The organism is Nesterenkonia muleiensis (genome assembly GCF_003600155.1).
Classification (GTDB): Bacteria; Actinomycetota; Actinomycetes; order Actinomycetales; family Micrococcaceae; genus Nesterenkonia; species Nesterenkonia muleiensis.
Genome location: NZ_QWLD01000016.1, coordinates 20972 through 41971, shown reverse-complemented (window position 1 = coordinate 41971; position 21000 = coordinate 20972). Strand labels below are relative to the sequence as shown.

Sequence of the window (21000 nt, the reverse complement as noted above, 5' to 3'; positions counted from 1 at the left end):
AAAACTCTGGACGCAAGACCGATGATTGTGATCTAAGACACAGATAGCGTACCTATACATGACCCCCGCGAAGGTGAGGATGACGTGAACGTTTCAATGGAAAAGCAGCCCCGAATGACAGAGACGGTGCAGTCAGCACCGCGGGGGCAGGAGGCCGCCGAGCAACCGGCGGTGCAGGTGTCGAACCTCGGCAAATCTTTCGGTGCTGTTGAGGTACTGCGGGACATCGAACTCGAGATCAGCACCGGAGAGGTCATCACCCTGATCGGCCCCAGCGGATCAGGCAAGAGTACGCTGATCCGCTGCATGAACCTGCTGGAAACACCGTCGTCCGGCACTCTGCAGGTGATGGGCGAGACCTTGGTGCAGGACGGCAAAATACTGCCCAAGCGATCCCAGCTGCAGGAGTTCCGGGCGAAGGTGGGTATGGTCTTCCAGTCATTCAACCTGTTTCCTCATCTGTCTGCGCTGGAGAACATCAGCCTGGCCCAGGTGCACACCCTGGGACGTCGTCGTGCCGAAGCCGATGAGCGCTCCGCGCAGCTGCTGGATTCGGTGGGTCTGGGGCAGAGGATGAACCATATGCCGGCGCACCTCTCCGGCGGTCAGCAGCAGCGCGTGGCCATCGCGCGCGCTCTGGCCATGGATCCGGATGTGATGCTCTTCGACGAGCCCACCAGCGCCATCGACCCGGAGCTGCGGGTCGAGGTGCTCAAAGTGATGCGGGACCTGGCCCAGTCTGGGATGACTATGGCGATCGTCACCCACGAGCTGAAGTTCGCGCGGATGATCTCCGACCAGGTGCTGTTCTTGGCCGATGGCACCATTGTGGAGCGCGGCACCCCGGACGAGCTCTTCGGTGCACCCCAGCACGAGCGCACCCACCAGTTCCTCGCCGCGATCGAGGAGACCAAGTTATGATCTGGCTGACGGATGTGCTCGCAGTCATTCCCATTTCGCTGTTCATCTGGGCCGTCTCCTTGGTGCTCGGTGCTGTTGTCGCGGTGCCCACCGCCGGGGCGCGGATGAGCCAGCTCAGGCCGGTGCGGATCCTGGCCGCCGTGTACATCGAGATCTTCCGCGGCATCCCCACCCTGGTGTGGCTGTTTGTGATCTTCTTTGGGCTGCGCACCTTCGGCCTCAGCCCGACCGCGCTGGTCTCGGCCATCCTGACCTTAGGCATCGCTTCCTCTGCTTATATTGCCGAAACGTATCGATCGGGCCTGTCCTCGGTGCCGATACAGCAGCGAGAGGCGACCACCGCGCTTGGGCTGTCCCCGCGACTGTCCCTGATCAAGATCGTGCTGCCGCAGGCTAAGCCCATCATCTTCGCCGGGCTGGGCTCCTATGCTATCCACCTGCTCAAGGAAACTGCGCTAACCTCGCTGATCGGCGTCGTCGAGATGATGACGGTGGCCAACTACCTGGTGGAGCGCGGCGCAAATGGCCTGACGGTGTTCTTCGTGACCGGGGTGATCTACATGCTGCTCTGCCTACCTATCGCAGGCGCAGTCCGCCTGCTGGGTCGTTCCCGCCGGCAGAATCGTCCCGCCGGTCCTGACTCTCTGACACCGCTGAGCACTCCGACGGCTCCCCCGGAATGCGCAGCACCTTGGCACGGAATGAGGTGGCATGAATGCAATTCATCCTCGACCTGATGCCCGGGCTGGCCACTACCTTCGGGCTGTGGCTGCTGATCCTGCTGATCGGTCTACCCGGAGGACTCGCACTAGGCTATCTCCTGGGGCTCGGATCCCGGACCCTGCGGGTGCTCGGCCTCGTGATCGTCAATATTGCCCGCGGCTTTCCGGGCTTGGTGACCTTGTACTTCGTCTATTCGGGCTTGCCGGAGCTGGGCGTGTTCCTGACCAACTTCCAGGCGGTGGTCGCCGCCTTCGCGTTCACCACCATGGGGTACACCGCCGAGATCTTCCATTCGGCTATCCACTCGGTGCCGCGAGCTCAGACCGAGGCAGCCACCGCGCTTGGGCTGAAGGCCTGGAAGATCCAGGTCAAGGTGGTGCTCCCGCAAGCCATCCGCTCCGTGGTGCCCACACTGCTGGGATTCACCGTGATTGTGCTGCAGGCTACCGCGCTGGGGTACTCGGTGGGTGTGCGCGAACTCACTGGACTGAGCTACAACCTCGGTTCCATCAGCTTCCAGGCGCTGTCCTACATGCTGGCCGCCGGGCTGATCTACCTCGTGCTGTGCGTGGTGATTTCCCAGCTGGCCGACTGGATGCAGTCCCGGTCCGCCGGGAAACGGGTTAAGAGGGTGAAGCATTCCCCGCGAAAATCTCATCCCACGACGACGCCGACCCCGGTCGCCTGAACCGGTGATGTCGGAAACCCACGCCACGTTCCTGAATCTTGTCACCCTTGATTCCTATTTTTTCCTTTATTAGTTCTTGATCAACCCGCATTATCGGAGGACCCCATGACCACCACACCATCACGACATGTTCTCGCCTTACTCTGCGTGGGTGCCACCGCGCTCGCCCTGTCTGCCTGCGCCGGTGACGATGCTACTGGCGGGCAGGACGAAGTGAGCGCGGACTGTGAGCCGGTCGCCGAGTTCGACACGGCTATCGACAGCACCCTGACTGTGGCCGCTATCCAGCAGTTGCCGGGGATCGACGTCGATGTCAACACCGGCGAGCTCTCCGGCCTGGACTCGGTGTTGTTGACCCGCTTCGCCGAGGAGAACTGCCTGGAACTCGACGCCCAGCCATTACCCGGTGCCGCCGCCACGGCGGCGATGACCGAGGGCCGTGCAGATATCGGCGGAGGCGGCTGGTACAAGACGGAGCCCCGGGGAGAAATCCTCGGCCAGTCCGAAACGCTCTGGTACGACCAGGTTGGCATCGTCTCGATGGACGGACTGGATTCGATCGATGCCCTGGACAGCAAGCGGGTCGGCGTCGTCGGTGGGTCGCTGTTCGAGGAGCCGCTGGCAGAGACCCTGGGCAGTAACAATGTGGTCTCCTACCAGTCGATCGACGCCATCTTCAACGATCTGGAGTCGGGCCGCCTGGACGCAGCGATGGGTGCCGGTGCCACGCTGACGATCCAGGTGGCCGATCGTGGAAATGACGATCTGCAAGTTGAGGTGCTGGACCCGGATCCGGACCACGAGGTCCTCACCACCCCCGGTGAGCCGAACTACCCCTATACCAAGGATAACGAGGAACTCGGAGCGGCCCTGGACGACTTCATCGTCCGAGCCAAGGACGAAGGGCTGATCCGAGACGCCCTGGCCGAATACGGCGTCATTTCCGAAGCCGCTCTGGAAGGGCCCGAACAGTGACCATCACAGTACCTTCGGCATTCACCGTTGACGACGTCCTGAAGGACAGGGTCGCCCTGGTCACCGGTGCCGGCAAAGGCATTGGAGCCGGAGTGGCCGAACAGCTGGCCCGTGCCGGTGCGACGGTGATCGTCAATGACTCCGACCTGGTTGCGGCTGAGTACCTGACGGCGGAGCTGACCGGTGCCGGGCTGCGCGCCACCTCCCTGAGCGGCGACATCACTCGTCAGGACACCCTCGACGAGGTGGTGGAATTCGGGACCGGCCTGGGCGGGATCGACGTGCTGGTCAACAACGCTGGCATCACCGGGAAGAAGCACCTCAGCGATCTGGACGTGGAGACCTGGAACCGGGTGCTCGACGTCAACCTGACCGCCCCGTTCCGCCTGGCGGCAGCGGTTCTACCCCAGATGCGGCGCAAGGGCCACGGCCGGATCATCAACATCGCCTCGATCGCCGGGATTCGGGTCAGCGTGCTCGGTGGTGCGGCGTACACGGCGTCGAAATCCGGAGTGCTCGGGCTGACCCGGCACCTTTCCAGCGAACTGGCCGTGGATGGCATCACCGCCAACGCGATCCTGCCCGGAGTGACTTTGACGCCGCTGGTGGAACAGGTCACCGATGAGGACGAGCGGGTGCGGATGGCCGCCTCCGTGCCGCTGGGCCGGATGGGGCGTCCTGCGGACGTCGGGCGATTGGCGGTTTACCTGGCCAGCGAGGCGGCCGGCTTCATCACCGGGGTGTCCATTCCCATCGACGGTGGCATGACCGTGCTGCCGGGGGACTACACCGAATATCGCACCACCCGGAGGGAGGATCCTGTATGGACGGCCACCGCATGATGGCGTGCACGGCCTGCCTTTTCCGCTCCGCCTCCTGGGTATCCATCTGCCCGCGCTGCGGTGCTGGGGTGGAGCGGCGACGGCTTCCCTGCACTGGCACGGTGTGGTCCCACACCCGGGTGCACCTGCCCTTCGGCGAACACTCCAACGGATACCGGCTGTCCTACGTGGACCTCGACGACGGCCCCCGCGTGCTCTGTCGGACCGAGGCTGAGTACCCCGAGATCATCATCGGGGACCGGGTGCGAGTGCTGCCCCTGACTCCGTCCGACAACCTCGTCGATGCTGCCCCGGAACCGGCGGCCGAGGCACTGACTCTGGAGGTGATTGCATGAAGCGCCGGGAACCGATCATGCTCGGTGCCGGCTCCAGCGACTTCGGCAAGCAATCCCTGAACGCCGAGCAGCTGGTGACCAGCGCGGTGGCTGAGGCCTTGGAAGCGGCGAACCTGACAGCCTGGCAGGTCGACGCTATATACCTGGGTACCGTCTTCCCCTATGCCGGAACCGCTCATCGGGCGATGCGCGCCGCAGGGTTCGCCGCCACCCCGCTGTTCACCGTGGAGAACGCCTGCGCCTCCGGCACTCTGGCCTTCCACCTGGGTTCCCAGGCAGTGCGGCTGGGAGAGTATTCGACGGTGCTCATTGTCGGATTCGAGAAGATGTCGTCCTTCATCAAAGGTGCCATCCCCACGGATCCGGGCGATCTGGAAGCGCTGCAGAGCATGCAGTTGCCTTCCATGTACGCGCTGACGGCCACCCGGTACATGCACCAGTACGGGGTCACTCCCGAGCAGCTGGCCCAGGTGTCGGTGAAGAACCATGCCCACGCGCTGCACAACCCGCGCGCCCAGTACCGCGGTCAGTACACCGTCGAGGAGGTGCTGTCCTCGCGCCCGATCTCCGATCCGCTGACCCTGCTGCAGTGCAGCCCGATCTCCGACGGTGCCGCCGCCGCTGTGCTGCGTGCCCGGGAGATGGTCGACGACGACGCGGGGGGAGTGCGTGTGCTGGCCAGCCACTTCGAGAGCGGCGCGCTTTGGCCCGACCCGGACCATGATCAGGTGTGGAACTGGGAACTAATCCACCGCACCACCGCGCAGGCGATGGCCGCAGCTGGGCTGCGCCACGGGGACATCGATCTCTGCGAGGTGCACGACGCCTTCACCATTGGCGAGCTCGTCACCATCGAGGCCATGGGCTTCTGCCCCGAAGGTCAGGGTGCAGCCTTCACCGAGGACGGTCAGACCACTTACGGCGGGTCCATCCCGGTCAACCCTTCCGGCGGGCTGCTCTCTCGCGGGCACCCGCTGGGTGCCACCGGTGTGGCCCAGGTCGCTGAGATGTACTGGCAGCTCACTGGGATCGCCGGACCCCGCCAGGTGCCCGACGCCTCGCGCGGACTGGTGGAGACGATGGGTGGCAGCGCGAGCGGACTGAGCGGCAACGGCTGCGTGGTTGCGGCTTTCGAGACCTTCAACCAGAAAGTGACAACGACGTGATGACCACTGTGAATCCCTCGACCAGCATGACCATGAACGCGGTCGATGATCCCTGGGCGCTCTACGCTAAGGCCCTGGCCGATCACGCCGAGCAGATCGCCCTCGTCGTCCCTGGCCGGGCCGAGATCAGCTACCGCCAGCTCGGCGATGCTGTAGAAGAGCTGTCTCGGTGCCTTAGCGTGATTACTGAGACCCAGTCATCCGTGGTGGTGCTGCTGGGCATGCTGCCCGAGTTCGTCGTCGCCGAATTGGCCATACTACACTCCGGGATGGTGAAGGTCCCGCTTAACCCCATGCTCTCCGGCACGGAAATGGCCTATATCGCTCAGCACTCTTCCAGCACGGTGCTGCTGACCTCCTCCGCCCTCGGTGCGGAACACCAGCACAAGATTGCCGAGATTCGTCGGGAGAACCCGGATCTGGTGGTGCTCGACGTCAGCCTCGAGGGGCCCAACAGCTTGTTGGACGCAGAATCGGCATCAGCTGGGCCCGCTGCGGTGCGCGGTCATCATCGGGCGGCGATCTATTACACCGGCGGCACCACGGGACGGCCCAAGGGTGTGGTGCACTCGCGGGCTTCGGTGGCGATGAACATCACGGCCCACGCGCTGGAAGCCGAGATCACCTCCCGGGACGTGCTGCTCCTCTCTACCTCGCTCTCGCACTCGGCGGGTTCCTTTGCGGCCGCGGGGGTCTGCCGGGGCGCGCAGACCGTGCTGCTGGACAGATTCACCCCGCAGGCTTTCTGCGAGACGGCTACGGTCCACCAGGTCACCTTCGCGATGGTGGTGCCCACCATGCTCTACCGGCTGCTTGACCACGCTGCCTCTGGTGCGGAACTGCCGCCGCTGCAGACCTTGGTCTACGGTTCGGCACCGATTACCCCCGCGCGGTTGGAGGAGGCGATCCGCGCTTTCGGCCCCATCCTGATCCAGCTTTTCGGGCAGACCGAATGCCCGAACTGGGGCACCGTGCTGGGTAAGCGCGACCACGCCCGGGCGTTGGAGGCTCCCTCGATCCTGTCCAGCTGCGGGCAGCGCGCGTTTTTCGCCAACGTCGCCGTGGTTGATGACAATGGCGAGACCCTGGGCCCGGGTCAGATTGGAGAGATTCGTTTGACCGCTCCCTACATCATGGACGAATATCTCGATAATCCTGAGGCCACGGCGAAGACCAAGCGCGATGGCTGGATCCACACTGGAGACATCGGTGAATGGGATGAAAGCGGATATTTATACGTTAAAGACCGCAATAATGATATAGTAATAACCGGTGGATATAATGTTTATTCTTCGGAAGTCGAGGCCGAATTGCAAAAGATCCAGGGGGTAGGACAGGTCGCGGTCATTGGCATTCCAGATCCTGATTGGGGTGAGGTCGTCTGCGCCGTCATCGTGCCCGACACTAGTCCAGAGGCAGCCAAGCTGACCGAGGAAAGTGTGTTGGCCAAGGCCCGGGACTTTTTGGGCAGCTACAAGCGGCCCAAGAGCGTGCAGTTCCTGAAAGCCCTGCCGCTAACGCCCTTCGGCAAGGCGGATAAGAAAATATTGCGGGCACCTTATTGGGCTGGCCGAGAGCGGGCGATCTGAAGATGATCAGCCATCAGCAAGTCACCACCGCCAGAGGATCCTGCGCGATCTTATGCGATTCCATTTCCTTTGTTACCGAAAACGATGCTGGGGAATACATTGTCTGTGCCTCACACGGTGGTGTGAGTTCAGGGGAGTACGCTGCTCGTTTCCCTCTTGGCCTGGTGATTTTCAACGATGCCGGAATCGGTAAAGACAGTGCTGGTATCCAAGCTTTAGGCACCTTGCAAGATCGCGGTATCGCCGCCTGTGCGGTCAGTCACCAAACGGCGCGGATCGGCGATGCCGAAGATCACTGGTGGAACGGCGTGATCTCTCACGTGAACCCCAATGCTAGCCAGGAAATATCGGTAGGAATGAGCGTCCAGCGGGCAGTGGAGGTTTGGGACCAGTCTGTTTCCTCATCTATTCACTAACCTCGATTCTTCTATTGGGGCGGTATCGCGGTGTGTGATGTCTCTAGAATGGTGTGAATGTCCGCAGGCAGATATGCGCCCAGCCCTTCCGGTGACCTGCATCTGGGGAATCTGCGCACCGCGATCCTGGCCTGGCTCTTCGCCCGTGCCTCAGGCCGTGAGCTGCTGCTGCGCTACGAAGACGTGGACACCTCCCGCACTGTGCCCGGCTCGGCTGAGCGCCAGCGTGCTGACCTAGAGGCGCTGGGAGTCACGTTCGACCGTGCGGCGATCTTCCAATCCCACCGGCGGCAGATCTACGACGACGCCGTCGGGCAGTTGACTGCCCGGGACCTCGTCTACGAGTGCTTCTGCACTCGGCGGGAGATCCAGGACGCGCCCCGCGCCCCGCATGCGCCGCCGGGAGCATACCCGGGCACCTGCCGGGAGTTGACAGCACAGCAGCTGCGGCGCCGTCGTACTGAACGTCCCCCAGCGTTGCGCCTGCGGGCCGGTACCGCGCAGGCCAGCGTCCAGGACAGTCTGCTGGGTGTCCTTACAGCTGCCGTCGACGATTTTGTGCTGGTGCGCAATGACGGGGTGGCGGCGTACAACCTGGCGGTGGTGGTCGATGATCAGCTCACCGGTGTGGACCAGGTGGTCCGGGCCGATGACCTGGCGGATTCGGCACCGCGTCAGGACTATCTGCGTGAGCTGCTGTACCGGGAGGAGGCCGCGGCGGTGGACTACGCCCACGTGCCGCTGGTGGTCACTCAGCAGGGCAGGCGCCTGGCCAAGCGCGACGGCGCGGTGACGCTGGCCGAACTGGCGGAGCGGGGAGTTTCCCCTGATCGGGTTCGGGATGCTCTGCTGGAGTCGCTGAATCTTCCTGCCGGTCCCTTGGAGAACGTCCTGGAGGTCTTCGACCCTGCCGCCCTTCCCCGCGAGCCCTGGGTGTGGGAGCCATCGCGCTGACGAGCGTGTGGAAACTGGGCGGTGCACAGCCTGTGCCGCATTCACATGTCGAAACATGGCGCAGCAACTTGCGTCAGAGGATGACTTTCAGCACACTTGATGTCTAGGTCAAGAGTGCCACTGCAAAACCCCGGTTTGGTGGCCGGCAACCCTCCAGTTCGCGGTGGGGTGCCCCGGGTGACGACCTGGCCGGACGGAAAACCCCGTCCCGGCAAGCGCGGACCTCACTGGTCTCCAGTGCAGGTCTAGAAATGACCACTGGAGCATCATGACCGAGACCCACACCACCGGCCAGCCCAAGTTCGAGACCCTGCAGATCCACGCCGGGGTGCAGCCCGATCCGGGATCCGGGGCGCGCGCACTGCCGATCCAGCAGACCACCAGCTTCGTCTTCCCTGGGACCGAGGCCGCGGCCAAGCGGTTCGGCCTGGAGGAGATCGCTCCGATCTACTCACGCATCGGCAATCCCACCGTTGAAGCGGTGGAGAACAAGATCGCGGCCCTGGAAGGCGGTGTCGGCGCGCTCGCGGTCGGCTCCGGGCAGGCCGCAACCTCGCTGGCACTGCTGAACATCGCTGAGGCGGGGGGCCATATCGTCGCCTCACCTTCGCTCTACGGAGGCACCCAGAACCTGTTCAAGCACACGCTGCCGAAGTTCGGCGTAGAGGTCAGCTTTGTGGAGGATCCGGATGACCCGGAGTCCTGGCGGGCGGAGATCAAGGAGAATACGGTGGCGTTCTTCGCCGAGACCGTCGCCAACCCCCGCACCGATGTGCTCGACATCGACACCGTTGCCGGCATCGCCCATGAGTTCGGGGCTCCGCTGATCGTGGACAACACCCTGCCGACTCCCTACCTGCTGCGGCCCATCGAATTCGGTGCTGACGTGGTGGTCCACTCGGCCACCAAGTTCCTGGGCGGACACGGCACAGCCATCGCCGGGGTGATCGTCGACTCCGGCACCTTCGACTACGGCGCCTACCCGGAGCGCTTCCCTGGCTTCAGCCAGCCCGACGAGAGCTACCACGGACTGGTGTTCGGCCGTGACCTGGGACCCGAAGGCATCTTCGGGGTCAACCTCTCCTACATCCTCAAGGCTCGGGTGCAGCTGCTGCGCGATCTGGGCCCTGCACTGTCACCGCATAACGCCTTCGAGATCAACCTGGGCCTGGAGACCCTGAGCCTGCGCGTTCAGCGCCACGTGGCCAACGCCCAAGCGGTGGCCGAGTACCTTGAAGCCCACGACGCCGTCCGGCGGGTCTTCTACTCCGGGCTTGTCTCCAGCCCCTGCTACGAACGGGGCCAGAAGTATCTGCCGCAGGGGATCGGAGCGGTGCTGAGCTTCGAAGTCTACGGAAGCACCGCCGAGGCTCAGGCCGAAGCCGGTAGACAGTTGGTCGACGCTCTTGAGCTGCACTCCCTGGTGGCCAATGTCGGGGACGTGCGCTCGCTGGTCATCCATCCGGCCTCTACTACTCACCGCCAGCTGTCCCCGGAGGATCAGCGTGCTGCCGGCGTCAAGCCGGGACTGGTGCGGCTATCGGTGGGCTTGGAACATATCGACGACATCCTCGCGGACCTGGAACAGGGGCTCAGCAGGATCGCAGCAGGATAGGGCGCATTCGTGACCGCTACACCGGAGATCACCCGCACAGGGGGCCTGGAGAACGACTACGGCACCCGCCCCGAGGGCGTGCTGACCACCTACGATGCCGGCAGCTTCACCTTCGAAACCGGTGCGCAGCTGCCTGCGGTGACCCTGGCCTATGAGACCTGGGGCCAGCTCAACGCCGCAGGCGACAACGCGGTGCTGGTGGCCCACGCGCTGACCGGCGATACCCATGTGGCGTCCTCGGAGAAAGACCCGGGGCTGGGCTGGTGGGAAGGCCTGCTTGGTCCGGACCGTCCGATCAGCCCGGAGAAATGGTTCGTCATCGCCCCAGCCATGGTCGGCGGGTGTTATGGGTCCACCGGCCCTGGCTCCGCCGATCCAGAAGGCGTGCCCTGGGGCTCGCGGTTCCCGTTCGTGACCATCAGGGATTCGGTCCATCTGGAGAAACGCCTGCTCGATCACCTGGGCGTCACCCGGCTGCACACAGTGATCGGCGGATCCATGGGCGGAGCCCGAGCCCTCGAGTGGGCTGTCAGCTATCCGGACTTTGTGCGCGGGCTCGCGGTCTTCTCCTGTGGTGCGGCTTCCACGGCCGAGCAGATCGCCTTCGGCCAGGCTCAGGTGCTGGGCATTCGCAATGATCCGAACTTCAACGGCGGCGACTACTACTCCGGCCCCCGGCCCGAGGCCGGCCTGGGCCTGGCCCGCCGAATCGCCCATGTGACCTACCGCACTGAGGCTGAGCTTCAGCTGCGCTTCAGCCGCGCCCCGCAGGGTGCCGAGGACCCCTTCGGCGGCTCTGAGCTGGCCGGGCAGAACCGGCGCACCGGCCGGTACCAGGTGGAGTCCTACCTGGACCACCAGGCGGCCAAGCTGGTGGGCCGTTTCGACCCCAACGCCTACATCACTTTGGCTGAGGCGCTGATCAGCCATGACGTGGGCCGCGGCCGCGGGGGAGTGGAGGCTGCCTTGGGACAGGTGAAGGCGACTCCGTTCCTGGCCGCCGTGGACACCGACCGGCTCTACTTCCCCGAACAGTCTCAGGAGATCGCCGATCTGATTCCCGGTGAACACGAGGTCAGCCTCATCACCTCCCACATCGGGCATGACGGCTTTCTCACCTCCGCCGAACAGCTCGGCGATGTCATGCGTTCCACCCTCGACCTATAAGGTTGAGCCTGTGACACTCATCCTTCAGCCCGGAGAGGCACTCCCGGACCACACCGCCCATTACCTCTCCGCTGAGCTGGAGCACATCTTCTGGGGCCGTCTGCCCTGCGGTACGGACTCTCCTGTGCTGAGCATCGACCCGGGGGAGTCGGTGGTGATCGACACGATCTCCCACGAGGGAATCCTTGAGGATCAGGGACGTGACCCTCGCCGGTACTTCGCTAGCCACGGGGTGGAGCCCGAACAGGTGCTCGAAGACGCCGTCGCGCTCGCCGCCAGCGACCATCCCCGGGACCCGTCCGCTGATGGTCCGCATGTGACCACCGGTCCTCTCTACATTGACGGTGCCAGGCCCGGCGATCTGCTTAAGGTCACCATCGGTGAGCTCCAGCGGCGGGTGCCCTACGGGGTGATCTCCAACCGTCACGGCAAAGGTGCCCTTCCGGAATTCCCACGCGGGGGGCACAACGTGTCCATCTTCGCCGCGGTCGAAGAGCACGACGGCGCCGTCGCCGGCTCACTTGCCCCGCACGCAGGCGGTGAGCCCAGCATCCGGTTCGACTTGGCCCCGTTCTTCGGCACGATCGGGGTGGCTGTCGCCGGGGACTCTCGTCCGCACTCGGTGCCGCCCGGTGCCCACGGCGGGAACATCGACATCAAGCTGCTCACCGAGGGGGCTGCCCTCTACCTGCCGGTGCAGGTCCCCGGAGCGCTGGCCTATGTGGGGGATCCGCACTTCGCCCAGGGCGACGGGGAGGTTGCCCTGACCGCGATGGAGGCGAGCCTGCGTGGGAGGCTGCAGTTCGACGTGGTGGCCGGTGAGGACGCTGTCCGGCTCTTCGGCGAGCAGGTCGGACCCATCGCCGAGACGGCCGAACACCTTGTTCCCACCGGGATGGATGAGGATCTCGACCTGGCGGTGCAGAACTGTGTGCGCAACGCTATTGCCCTGCTGCAGGCCCGTTGGGGGCTCGACCCCGAGCACGCCTACGCTTACCTTTCGGCAGCCACCGACTTCCACATCTCCCAGGTGGTGGACATCGTCAAGGGGGTCCACGCCGCCGTGCGCAAAGCCGACTTCAGGAGTCTGACATGACAGAGACCACCCAAGCCGGGGCCTCCGTATGGCGGATCAAGGGCGCCCCGCTCATTGCCGGCTCAGGAAGTGGCCCCCTGCATGGTCAGAGCGTGGCGGTCAAGGACCTCTTCGCCGTGGCGGGGGAACCGATCGGCGCCGGAAATCCGGTGCGCCTGTCGGAGCAAGCCCCCCAGCCTCGGAATGCCGCAGCGGTCCAGAGGCTGCTCAGCGCAGGGGCAGAGGTCACCGGAATCGCCCAGACTGACGAGTTCGCGCTCTCCCTGGCAGGCACCAACGCCCATTATGGGACCCCGCCGAACCCTGCGGCGCCGGGGCGCATCTCCGGGGGGTCCTCCAACGGGTCCGCCTCCGCTGTGGCACTTGGGGAGGTGAGCATCGGACTGGGCACTGACACCGGGGGCTCCATTCGAGTGCCGGCGGCCTACCAGGGGCTCTGGGGCATCCGCACCAGCCATGGCTTGGTCCCGCTGACCGGAACACAGCCGCTGGCCCAGAGCTTCGACACCGTCGGCTGGCTGACCCGCACCCCTGAGCTGCTGGCTGCTGTGGCCGAGGTGCTGGTCCCCGAGCCTGGCAAGACGGTGCCCTCGGCCCCCTCCGCGCTGGGCGGAATGGGCACCACCGGGTCCATCCCCGCTGTGCCGAAGGGTCCAGTGGCCTGGGAGTCCAGCCGCGAGCTGGGCGAGCTGAAGGTCATGGAGGGGCTTTTCGACCTGGCCGAACCCGGCGTCGCCGCTGCGTGCCGGGACCTGGTGGCCGGGCTCGGAGAGGTCACCGGCCGCGGTGCGGTGACGATCAGCGGATCGGGAGCCGAGGCGCTGGCGGAGTGGAAGCAGACTTTCACCGTGATCCAGTTACGGGAGGCGTGGACCAACCACGGCAGTTGGGTGTCGGCCCACTGGGAGGATATGGCGGCCGATGTGGGAGCCAGGTTCCGGGCTGCAGGCGAGTTCACCCAGGAGGAGGAGACAGCGGCCCGAAAGCGGCATTCGGCCATTCGCGAGACCGTCCGAAGCTGGGTCGGCGACGGCGTGCTCGCCCTGCCCTCGGCCGCCTCGGCGGCACCGCGGCTGGATGAGGTGGGCGTCGGCACCGCGGAGGCCGACGACCTGCGTCAGCGCACGCTCATGCTCACCACCATCGGGTCCTTGGCAGGTCTGCCGGTGGTCAACGTCCCGACCGCCACCCCTGAAGGGCTGCCCACTGGCCTGAGCCTGATCGGGCCCTGCGGAAGTGACAAGGCATTGATCGCCTACGCCGGAAAACTCCGTGAGTCCCGGTGGCGGACATGCGAACGTGAAGCGACCGACAACCCCTACCAGTGATGAGGAGGGCTGTGATGCAGCTGGAAGGCTTCAACACCGGAGACGCTGATGAGTTGCGCGAGGAACTCGGCGCCTGCGCGCCGATCGCTTCGTGGAGCTCTGGGCTGCTGGCCCGCAGACCCTATCGGTCTCGGGATGAGCTGCTGGCGACTGCGGCTGAGCTGGCGGAGGGGTGGACCGACCAGGAGGTGGACGCTGCCCTGGCCCACCACCCCCGGATCGGTGAGAAGGTGGCCGGAGAATCCGCTGAGGCCCGTGCCTCGCGAGCCGAGCAGGGAGACCTCAGCGAGGACCAGGCTGCCCGGGATGAATGGACGGCGGCCAATAAGGTCTACGAGCAGAAGTTCGACCGCATCTTCCTGATCCGCGCCAAGGGCCGCGGCCCCGAGGAGATGATGTCCCAGCTGCTCCAGCGGCTGGAGAACGACGCCGCCGCCGAGGCCCAGATCCGCCGCGAACAGCTGGCCGAGATCGCTGTGCTGCGTCTAGGAGACGCCGTCTCCTCTTGAGCGGTCAGAAGGCTCAGGATAGGTCGAGGACCTCGGACAAGGCGCGATCTACTGCTTGAAGCTCGAAAGCGCTCAGTCGGCCTGCGAAGTTCCCCAAACGCCCAGGGTCTACTGCGCGCGTCTGTTCGAGGAGAACTCTGACAGTCTGTCCGTCCATCTCGATTTCTGGTCTGAAAGAGGCAGGGTTGCCTCGGGATGTTGTAGGAGCTACGAGGAGAGTAGAGAGGTTCAGCAGATCAGACTGGACTACGACCGCGTAACGATGGCCGCGCTGTTCATGCCCTCGCGCATCCGGAGGAGCTTTGAGAGCATAGATGTCACCACGCACTGATCTCATCCATCTCGCGCATGACTTGCTGCATCTCTGCCCGGTCCTCTGGGTCGTTTCGAAGTGTCTCAGCTTCAGCGCGCAGGCGGGCACGCCGTTGTTCCCGCTGATAGGCCAGCAGAGCTTCCCGTGTCACCTCCGACCGTGAACGTCCTTCACGGGTCAGCTCAGTCAGTGCCTCTTCTACGGAGGAATCAGTGCGAATTTGTAGTACACCCATGCACCTATTATGTCTTGCATATGCATAATTCGCTAGGCGGGCGTCAGTGCCGTTAGCCAGCTATATCCAAAAGGGTGGAAAGGACGTCGAAGGAGGGCTGGCGACCGACTTCAATATGGGAGTAGGTCAAAGTCTCGGTCAGGCGCGGGTTGCCGCTGCGCACGGCATCAACAATCGAGCGGTGCTCGCGACAGGCGACCTCGTGGTCCCGCTGCGAGGTGAGGTGGAATAGCCAGGCCATCCGCCCGGCGATGGAGCCCATGAGCCGGTCAGTCAGCGGGTTGCCGGCCATGGCGACCAGCGCCTGGTGGAAGGTGACGTTGGCCTCAGCGAAGGTCAGGTCATCCCCACCGGTCATTTCCTCCTCTGACTGGTGTAGAGCGACCTCCAATGCGGAGGTGTCCGCGCCCTCCCCGGCGCGCTGGGCGGCTTTGTTCGCCGCAGTGCTCTCGATGGCCAGCCGGGCGTCAAAGAGGTGATGTACGTCTTGGGTGGTCCAGGTGGTCACGATGGCGCCGCGGCGGGGCCGCAGCTCCACGAATCCCTCGGCGTCCAGCCTGGAGAGAGCCTCTCGCATGGGAATGCGGGAGGTCTCGAGCTCGTCAGCGAGCTTCTGCTCAGGCAGCCGTGCGCCCTGGGGAATCTCGCCAAGGATGATCCGGCTCCTGATCTGGTCATAGATCCGCTGCGCTGAGGACGCTGAGAGCGGCTGATCAGCCGTTTCCGCCAGTGTCATGATCATGCACCTCCAGACAGAAATGGTATATCGATTTTACGCGCGATCGCTTATGTATACCGTTTAACTGCTTGAGTCACCAGAAGAAGTCAACGCATCTCGGTGATGATCTCACCGATAAGTTGAGTAATTCCTTGCAATATCGGGAAACTTGCGGGTTTATCTGTTTACGAGACGTTTACGCTCTGCAACATCGACGAAACATTGAAAGGGCAAACTGTATACCGTTCAGTTGTTCGATGCACAGTATCAACTGATCGGCCACCCACTCGCACACTGACGAAAGGCCCATGATGGGAAGTGCAAGAGAATTTCCATACCGCCTCAGCGCGGCAGCTCTACTCACCGGCTCACTTGCCTTGCTCACGGCATGCGGGACAGGCGGTGAAGAGGCAGACGGTGAGGGGGTGACGCTCACTCTGGGGAACTCGCAGTGGTTGGACGCCAACCGAGGCGAAGGCCTCTGGGAGGCGGTCTCGGGATTCGATCACGCCAGTGAGCATTCCGTGGAGCGGGTTGAGTATCCCAGTGGCGATATTGCCACGACGCTGACCACGGAGCTCGGCGCTGGCGAAGGGCCGGACGTGATGTTCATCCAGGACAACGTCTTCGAGAGTTTTGTAGACGCGGACTTCCTCGAGCCCCTCGAAGATGCCGTTGAAGGAGCCAACCTCAACAACACGAATGAGGGGGGCGTCAAGGACGGAACACGCTATGGCGTGGCATGGCAGCGTGCTCCATTCGCTCTTTTGTACAACTCGGGTCTGCTGGATGAGGCAGGGGTTGAGGTGCCGACCACTCCCGAGGAACTCATTGAAAGCGCCGATATCCTCACAGAGGAACTGGGGGTTCAAGGCTTCGGTGATCCATCACCATTGGTCGATGACGGGCGGTGGCTCCAACACATCAACATCTGGACCTACGGCCACGGAGGCTCCTGGGCCGACGAGGACGGAAACATCACTGTTGACACGCCCGAGAACATCGAGGGCGTCGAAGTGGTCAAAGATCTCTACGATGCAGGAATCTTCTCTGACGAGGATCTCCACACGAACCGGGCCGCCTTCGCGCAGGGCCAGGTGGGAATGGTCGACGAGATTGGCGGCGGTGCACTCGTGGCGTCGCTGGAGGGCGGCATGGACCCTCAGGACATTCATGTCGCCGACCAGCCGACCCCGGAGCCCGGCTACCACCAGCAGCTCTACGTAGTCGTCAATGCCAACAGCCCCCATGTTGAGGAAGCCAAAGAGTTTGTCAGTTGGCTCGTGACTGAGGAAGGTCAAGAGATGCTGCGGGAAGCCTCCGGCGCTGACCCACTCGCCACTGATGTCCCGGTAACCGAGGAGTTCGCCGCAGAGAATCCATGGGCTGAAGGGTTCCTTGAGGTGGGTTCGCACACTCAGAGCACGTTGATTCCCGGGCATGAACTTCAGACCACGGAGATCATGACCCTCATCATGGATCACGTTCAGGAAGTGCTCGTCAATGATATTCCGGCCGAGGAGGCTTTGGCAGCAGCCCAAGGAGATGTCGATAACCTGGTGGGAAGCGGTGACTGACTGCCATGAGCACAAAGACGATGACCGCACGAGCCGATGCCAAGGAACCACTCCGACTGCGGCTCGTGCGGTCGGCGCGCAACGGCATGACGCCCGTCATGCTGCTGGCTGGCCCGTTCATATTCCTCGGCGTAATGATCATCTGGCCACTGATCGAACAGGTGTGGATCAGTCTGACCGATGCGCGTCTGACGAATCCTTCAGCCGGGGAGTTCGTTGGACTGCAGAACTACGCAACAGCCTTGTCGGGGTCCGCGCTTCCGCGCGTGTTGTTGAACACGATGGTCTACACGGTGGGCACCACAGTGATCGCCCTGGTCATCGGGGTACTGGCGGCAGTAGTGGTCAATATGAAGTTCGCCGGGAACTCGGTGGTCAAGGCTATTCTGGCCACTCCTTGGGCCATCCCGAGCGTGGCCGCCGCGCTGATCTGGCTCTGGATGTTCAGTCAGTCCCGGGGTGTCATCAACCGTGGGCTCGAGGCGCTTGGCCAAGACGGCATCGCCTGGCTCACCTCGGAGCCCTGGGCGATGGTTGCTGTCATTGCGGTGACCGCCTGGCAGGCAGTGCCTTTCGTCATGCTCGTCACGCTGGCTGCGCTGAAATCTGTTCCGCAAGAAACGGCCGAAGCCTCCCGCATCGACGGGGCACCCAGATTGGGCACATTCCAGTGGGTGATCTGGCCACACATTCTCCCGACGGTTCGCCTGTTGGCCATCCTGCAAGTCATTGAGGCGCTTCGTAAATGGGACATCATCGCGGTGCTGACCCAGGGCGGGCCGGTCAACTCCACGAACACCTTGGTCATCGCGATTCAGCGGCAGGCCTTCGAGTACCAGCAGCTGGGCATGGGAGCGACCTACGCCATCATCGGCATCACGATCGCGATCGTCTTCACTCTGGCCTACCTCCTGCTGGAACGACGAGAAGAGAAGAAGAACACACGATGAGTACTACGGCACCTCACCGACGTCGCAGCCGCAGGCCGCGCCTTGTCTATCTCTCAGCAGCACTGTTAGTCCTTCTTATGGGGTTTCCCACGTACTGGATGATCAACACTGCCCTAAGCAGCCGGCAGCAGTTGTTCACCGAGCCGCAGAGCCTGTGGCTCCAATTCACCAACTGGTCAGAGCTCAGCAGGGATCTCGACGGCGTGCCGGTGGTGTCCATGCTGACCAACTCCGCCTTCATCGCGATCGGCACCACAGTCCTGACGATCCTGCTGAGCGTGCTGTGCGCCTACGCACTCAGCCGTTACAAGTTCCATGGCCGCGGTGCGGCAGCCTTTCTGTTGTTCAGCACCCAGATGGTGCCGCAGGGTGTCTTCCTGATCCCGATCTACACCCTCTTCCTGGGCCTCGGCCTGGTCAACAATCTCTGGGGTCTTGTGCTGGTCAATGCTGCCTTCTCGCTGCCTATCTCCACCTTCATCATCAAAGCAGCCATTGACGGCATCCCCTACGAGTTGGAGGAGGCCGCTCGGGTGGACAACAGCCCTCCGCTGTCCACACTGACCGTAGTGATCTTGCCGCTCATCCTGCCCAGCATCGCCGCTGCAGCAGTCCTCGCCTTCTTCGCCGGATGGGGAGAACTGATGTACGCCACCACGTTCATCACCGACCGGGCAGAGTGGCCGGCGTCTGTGGGCCTGTCTGTCCTGGTTTCCCAACCGGGTGTCTCAATGCCCGCAGTGATGGCAGTGTCCGTGATGTTCGCAGCCCCGGCCGTTGCATTCTTCCTGTTCGTCCAACGTCATATCGTCTCCGGTCTCACCGCCGGAGCGGTGAAGGGATAACACCATGCCTCGTATTACTTTCGACGGAATCTCCAAGTCCTTCGGCGACACCCAGGTGCTGGATCCGTTCGACGCAGACATTGCCGACGGCGAATTCCTTGTGCTGCTGGGGCCATCGGGTTGCGGCAAGTCCACGCTGCTCAGGATGATCGCTGGCCTGACGGACATCACCTCGGGGACACTTCTGTTCGACGACGTCCCGGTCAATCACGCCGACGTGCGCAAACGAGACATCGCCTTCGTCTTCCAGTCCTATGCGCTGTATCCCCAGATGACAGTCCGCCAGAACATTGCGTTCCCCCTGCTGATGGACCGGATGAGCGGATGGCAGCATCTGCCGATACTGAGCACGCTCATCAGGGCGCGCCTGATGAGGGATGAACGCGTGAGGTCTCAGGTCAACGGGCTGGCTGAACAGCTGGGCCTCACGGCATACCTGGATCGTCGCCCTGGGGCGCTGTCAGGTGGCCAAAGGCAGCGTGTGGCCTTGGCGCGCTCCCTTGTGCGGGACCCATCGCTCTATCTTCTGGATGAGCCGCTCTCCAATCTGGACGCCAAACTGCGCATCCAGATGCGCACGGACATCGCAGCCCTGCACCGGGAGGTGGGGAAGACCTTCGTCTATGTCACCCACGATCAGATCGAAGCCATGACGATGGCGACCAAGATCATCGTGATGGACGGCGGAAAGATTCAGCAGATCGGCACCCCAGACGACATCTATGACCGCCCCGCGAATACCACCGTCGCGCGATTCGTTGGATCCCCGCCGATGAACCTGGTGGATCTCAGCAGTGGTGACCAGCAGTGGCGGCAGAGTCTGCGCCGTTCATACGGGGACGGCACTGTGGTGGGCTTTAGGCCGGAGAACGTCCGCATTGTGCCGTCCGGTGCGGGGATCATGCCGGGCACTGTGGAAACGGTTGAACGTACAGGGCCAGAATCTATCGTGGCGATCACTCTCGATGGTCACGCGGACTCCCGGACCTATGCGCGGGTGCCTAATGACATGACACCTTCACCGGCCGAGCGGGTGAGTCTGGACATTGACATGTCCAGCTCGTCGTTCTTCGACTCTGTCACGGGGGAGCGCACCGAGCTCCCCGTCACCGCGTAATCTCCACTGTCTGAAAGGACGGGACATGACAGACACCATACGTGTGACCGCCACGGGCCGAGCCCCAGGGTACATGCCTGAGTTTGTGGCCAGAGAGTTCGGCTACTTTGAAGCCGAGAATCTTGACGTCGAAACGGTCGTCCCCCATGACTGGGAAGCTGTGCTGCCGGGTATCGAGAGCGGAGACTGGGACCTGGCTCTTGGTGGCATTTGGGTGCCCTCGATGTTCCTGGGCAAGGGCAAAGACTTTGTGGTGACCGGACAGCTGTGCCACCGGGCCGGCTTCTGCGTCGTCTCACGCGAACCGCTCAGCGACGCGTGGGAGCGTGGCCTGGCCGGTCGCAGCGTGCTGGTCCCCGGGCGAGGCGGTGCAAGCCTGACCATGTTTCTCGAGATGTACCTCAAAGAACAAGGTGCGGAGCCTGGAGACTCCCGCATCGCCCATGACCTCACCGGTGCCATGATGACTGAGCTCTACGCCGGTGGTGTGGGAGATGCCCTGATGACTGAGCGAATCCACGCCCTGCGGTTTCACGCACAGGGCCATCACCTCGCTGGGGACCTCCTGACAGACGGAGGTGACATCCCCTGGAGCGTCTATTACACAACTCCCCGGACGTTGCTGGCCAAGGAGTCTGCCATTCGCCGCTTCAATCATGCGTTGAACCAAGCGATGACGTTCATGAACGAGAATCCAGCCTCCGTCTACGTTCCACAGATCGCCCCGTGGTACCCGGCATTCTCGGCCGAAGAGCTCACCAGCCACACCGAGGCGATGCGCCGAGCCGGCATGTGGAACGGGACTCAGCTGACCAGGTCGTCGTACCTGAGATGGCAGTTGGGCATCGTCCAGGGCGGGCTCCTGGAGAGACCGGTCCAGCCCGAGAAGCTCATCGCCTCCTTCGCATGGGAAGGCTGATG

The 21000-nt window shown here is 63.5% G+C and carries 23 protein-coding genes and 1 riboswitch; of the genes, 20 read left to right on the top strand and 3 right to left on the bottom strand.

Annotated features, from left to right (window positions below; translation table 11 throughout):
• The first annotated feature begins 114 nt into the window (after positions 1-114).
• From DVO78_RS05150 to uraD, 15 genes are all read left to right on the top strand, one after another.
• The gene (locus DVO78_RS05150) at positions 115-921 is read left to right on the top strand and encodes an amino acid ABC transporter ATP-binding protein (protein WP_120003747.1); all 807 of its coding nucleotides are present in this window, start codon (positions 115-117) and stop codon (positions 919-921) included.
• Positions 918-1658, top strand: coding sequence for an amino acid ABC transporter permease (locus DVO78_RS05145; protein ID WP_120003746.1), 741 nt, complete (start codon positions 918-920; stop codon positions 1656-1658). Before DVO78_RS05150 ends, DVO78_RS05145 begins: the two co-directional genes overlap by 4 nt.
• Complete coding sequence (locus DVO78_RS05140) at positions 1637-2332, top strand: amino acid ABC transporter permease (RefSeq protein WP_120003745.1); 696 nt, start codon at positions 1637-1639, stop codon at positions 2330-2332. Before DVO78_RS05145 ends, DVO78_RS05140 begins: the two co-directional genes overlap by 22 nt.
• Positions 2333-2437: 105 nt before the next feature.
• Positions 2438-3307, top strand: a complete 870-nt coding sequence (locus DVO78_RS05135) for a substrate-binding periplasmic protein (protein ID WP_120003744.1) — start codon at positions 2438-2440, stop codon at positions 3305-3307.
• Positions 3304-4149, top strand: a complete 846-nt coding sequence (locus DVO78_RS05130) for an SDR family NAD(P)-dependent oxidoreductase (protein ID WP_157983880.1) — start codon at positions 3304-3306, stop codon at positions 4147-4149. The genes DVO78_RS05135 and DVO78_RS05130 overlap by 4 nt, the downstream gene beginning before the upstream one ends.
• Positions 4131-4484, top strand: coding sequence for a Zn-ribbon domain-containing OB-fold protein (locus DVO78_RS05125; protein WP_120003742.1), 354 nt, complete (start codon positions 4131-4133; stop codon positions 4482-4484). The genes DVO78_RS05130 and DVO78_RS05125 overlap by 19 nt, the downstream gene beginning before the upstream one ends.
• The gene (locus DVO78_RS05120) at positions 4481-5650 is read left to right on the top strand and encodes a thiolase family protein (RefSeq protein WP_120003741.1); all 1170 of its coding nucleotides are present in this window, start codon (positions 4481-4483) and stop codon (positions 5648-5650) included. The genes DVO78_RS05125 and DVO78_RS05120 overlap by 4 nt, the downstream gene beginning before the upstream one ends.
• Positions 5650-7239 (top strand): AMP-binding protein, encoded by a 1590-nt coding sequence (locus DVO78_RS05115; protein ID WP_120003740.1) that lies wholly within the window; start codon positions 5650-5652, stop codon positions 7237-7239. Before DVO78_RS05120 ends, DVO78_RS05115 begins: the two co-directional genes overlap by 1 nt.
• A gap of 2 nt (positions 7240-7241) precedes the next feature.
• On the top strand, positions 7242-7655 hold the full coding sequence (locus DVO78_RS05110) for a hypothetical protein (protein ID WP_120003739.1): 414 nt from the start codon (positions 7242-7244) through the stop codon (positions 7653-7655).
• Positions 7656-7712: 57 nt separating this feature from the next.
• Entirely contained in the window at positions 7713-8609 is an 897-nt protein-coding gene (gluQRS, locus tag DVO78_RS05105) for a tRNA glutamyl-Q(34) synthetase GluQRS (protein WP_120003738.1), read from the top strand.
• A 106-nt stretch (positions 8610-8715) separates the two neighbouring features.
• Positions 8716-8833: riboswitch (SAM riboswitch) on the top strand.
• Positions 8834-8877: 44 nt separating this feature from the next.
• A complete protein-coding gene (locus DVO78_RS05100; protein ID WP_120003737.1) occupies positions 8878-10224 on the top strand; it encodes an O-acetylhomoserine aminocarboxypropyltransferase/cysteine synthase family protein in 1347 nt (448 codons plus the stop codon).
• Between the two features lie 9 nt (positions 10225-10233).
• Complete coding sequence (gene metX / locus DVO78_RS05095) at positions 10234-11391, top strand: homoserine O-acetyltransferase MetX (RefSeq protein ID WP_420799054.1); 1158 nt, start codon at positions 10234-10236, stop codon at positions 11389-11391.
• A 10-nt stretch (positions 11392-11401) separates the two neighbouring features.
• On the top strand, positions 11402-12487 hold the full coding sequence (locus DVO78_RS05090; protein WP_238385153.1) for an acetamidase/formamidase family protein: 1086 nt from the start codon (positions 11402-11404) through the stop codon (positions 12485-12487).
• Positions 12484-13815, top strand: coding sequence for an amidase family protein (locus DVO78_RS05085; RefSeq protein ID WP_120003735.1), 1332 nt, complete (start codon positions 12484-12486; stop codon positions 13813-13815). The genes DVO78_RS05090 and DVO78_RS05085 overlap by 4 nt, the downstream gene beginning before the upstream one ends.
• Positions 13816-13829: 14 nt before the next feature.
• A complete protein-coding gene (gene uraD, locus DVO78_RS05080) occupies positions 13830-14324 on the top strand; it encodes a 2-oxo-4-hydroxy-4-carboxy-5-ureidoimidazoline decarboxylase (RefSeq protein ID WP_120003734.1) in 495 nt (164 codons plus the stop codon).
• A gap of 13 nt (positions 14325-14337) precedes the next feature.
• Here uraD and DVO78_RS05075 read toward each other — a convergent pair whose 3' ends face one another.
• Genes DVO78_RS05075 through DVO78_RS05065 form a run of 3 tightly spaced genes read right to left on the bottom strand, consistent with a single transcriptional unit; the run spans position 14338 to position 15608 of the window.
• Positions 14338-14661, bottom strand: a complete 324-nt coding sequence (locus DVO78_RS05075; RefSeq protein ID WP_238385152.1) for a type II toxin-antitoxin system PemK/MazF family toxin — start codon at positions 14659-14661, stop codon at positions 14338-14340.
• Positions 14642-14872, bottom strand: a complete 231-nt coding sequence (locus tag DVO78_RS05070; protein WP_120003732.1) for a hypothetical protein — start codon at positions 14870-14872, stop codon at positions 14642-14644. The genes DVO78_RS05075 and DVO78_RS05070 overlap by 20 nt, the downstream gene beginning before the upstream one ends.
• A 52-nt stretch (positions 14873-14924) precedes the next feature.
• A complete protein-coding gene (locus DVO78_RS05065; RefSeq protein ID WP_162301564.1) occupies positions 14925-15608 on the bottom strand; it encodes a GntR family transcriptional regulator in 684 nt (227 codons plus the stop codon).
• A 407-nt stretch (positions 15609-16015) separates the two neighbouring features.
• On the opposite strand from DVO78_RS05065, the gene DVO78_RS05060 reads away from it, so the two are divergent.
• Genes DVO78_RS05060 through DVO78_RS05040 form a run of 5 tightly spaced genes read left to right on the top strand, consistent with a single transcriptional unit; the run spans position 16016 to position 20998 of the window.
• Positions 16016-17167: an ABC transporter substrate-binding protein gene (locus tag DVO78_RS05060; protein WP_157983879.1), complete on the top strand. Its 1152-nt coding sequence runs from the start codon at positions 16016-16018 to the stop codon at positions 17165-17167.
• Between the two features lie 5 nt (positions 17168-17172).
• Positions 17173-18117: a carbohydrate ABC transporter permease gene (locus DVO78_RS05055; RefSeq protein WP_120003729.1), complete on the top strand. Its 945-nt coding sequence runs from the start codon at positions 17173-17175 to the stop codon at positions 18115-18117.
• A complete protein-coding gene (locus tag DVO78_RS05050) occupies positions 18114-18962 on the top strand; it encodes a carbohydrate ABC transporter permease (protein ID WP_120003728.1) in 849 nt (282 codons plus the stop codon). The genes DVO78_RS05055 and DVO78_RS05050 overlap by 4 nt, the downstream gene beginning before the upstream one ends.
• Positions 18963-18966: 4 nt before the next feature.
• Positions 18967-20079 carry an ABC transporter ATP-binding protein gene (locus DVO78_RS05045; RefSeq protein ID WP_120003727.1) on the top strand — a complete coding sequence of 371 codons (1113 nt, stop codon included), beginning with the start codon at positions 18967-18969 and terminating at the stop codon, positions 20077-20079.
• Between the two features lie 25 nt (positions 20080-20104).
• A complete protein-coding gene (locus DVO78_RS05040; protein WP_120003726.1) occupies positions 20105-20998 on the top strand; it encodes an ABC transporter substrate-binding protein in 894 nt (297 codons plus the stop codon).
• The last annotated feature ends 2 nt before the right edge of the window (positions 20999-21000 follow it).

Excerpts from the sequence above, each read along its gene's own strand:
- DVO78_RS05070 (WP_120003732.1), bottom strand. The coding sequence starts at position 14,872 with ATGGGTGTACTACAAATTCGCACTGATTCCTCCGTAGAAGAGGCACTG.
- DVO78_RS05125 (WP_120003742.1), top strand. The coding sequence starts at position 4,131 with ATGGACGGCCACCGCATGATGGCGTGCACGGCCTGCCTTTTCCGCTCC.
- DVO78_RS05110 (WP_120003739.1), top strand. The coding sequence starts at position 7,242 with ATGATCAGCCATCAGCAAGTCACCACCGCCAGAGGATCCTGCGCGATC.
- DVO78_RS05045 (WP_120003727.1), top strand. The coding sequence starts at position 18,967 with ATGCCTCGTATTACTTTCGACGGAATCTCCAAGTCCTTCGGCGACACC.
- DVO78_RS05115 (WP_120003740.1), top strand. The coding sequence starts at position 5,650 with ATGACCACTGTGAATCCCTCGACCAGCATGACCATGAACGCGGTCGAT.
- DVO78_RS05150 (WP_120003747.1), top strand. The coding sequence starts at position 115 with ATGACAGAGACGGTGCAGTCAGCACCGCGGGGGCAGGAGGCCGCCGAG.
- DVO78_RS05085 (WP_120003735.1), top strand. The coding sequence starts at position 12,484 with ATGACAGAGACCACCCAAGCCGGGGCCTCCGTATGGCGGATCAAGGGC.
- DVO78_RS05140 (WP_120003745.1), top strand. The coding sequence starts at position 1,637 with ATGCAATTCATCCTCGACCTGATGCCCGGGCTGGCCACTACCTTCGGG.
- DVO78_RS05065 (WP_162301564.1), bottom strand. The coding sequence starts at position 15,608 with ATGACACTGGCGGAAACGGCTGATCAGCCGCTCTCAGCGTCCTCAGCG.
- DVO78_RS05145 (WP_120003746.1), top strand. The coding sequence starts at position 918 with ATGATCTGGCTGACGGATGTGCTCGCAGTCATTCCCATTTCGCTGTTC.
- uraD (WP_120003734.1), top strand. The coding sequence starts at position 13,830 with ATGCAGCTGGAAGGCTTCAACACCGGAGACGCTGATGAGTTGCGCGAG.
- DVO78_RS05050 (WP_120003728.1), top strand. The coding sequence starts at position 18,114 with ATGAGTACTACGGCACCTCACCGACGTCGCAGCCGCAGGCCGCGCCTT.
- DVO78_RS05135 (WP_120003744.1), top strand. The coding sequence starts at position 2,438 with ATGACCACCACACCATCACGACATGTTCTCGCCTTACTCTGCGTGGGT.
- gluQRS (WP_120003738.1), top strand. The coding sequence starts at position 7,713 with ATGTCCGCAGGCAGATATGCGCCCAGCCCTTCCGGTGACCTGCATCTG.
- DVO78_RS05075 (WP_238385152.1), bottom strand. The coding sequence starts at position 14,661 with ATGAGATCAGTGCGTGGTGACATCTATGCTCTCAAAGCTCCTCCGGAT.
- DVO78_RS05100 (WP_120003737.1), top strand. The coding sequence starts at position 8,878 with ATGACCGAGACCCACACCACCGGCCAGCCCAAGTTCGAGACCCTGCAG.
- DVO78_RS05055 (WP_120003729.1), top strand. The coding sequence starts at position 17,173 with ATGAGCACAAAGACGATGACCGCACGAGCCGATGCCAAGGAACCACTC.
- DVO78_RS05120 (WP_120003741.1), top strand. The coding sequence starts at position 4,481 with ATGAAGCGCCGGGAACCGATCATGCTCGGTGCCGGCTCCAGCGACTTC.
- DVO78_RS05040 (WP_120003726.1), top strand. The coding sequence starts at position 20,105 with ATGACAGACACCATACGTGTGACCGCCACGGGCCGAGCCCCAGGGTAC.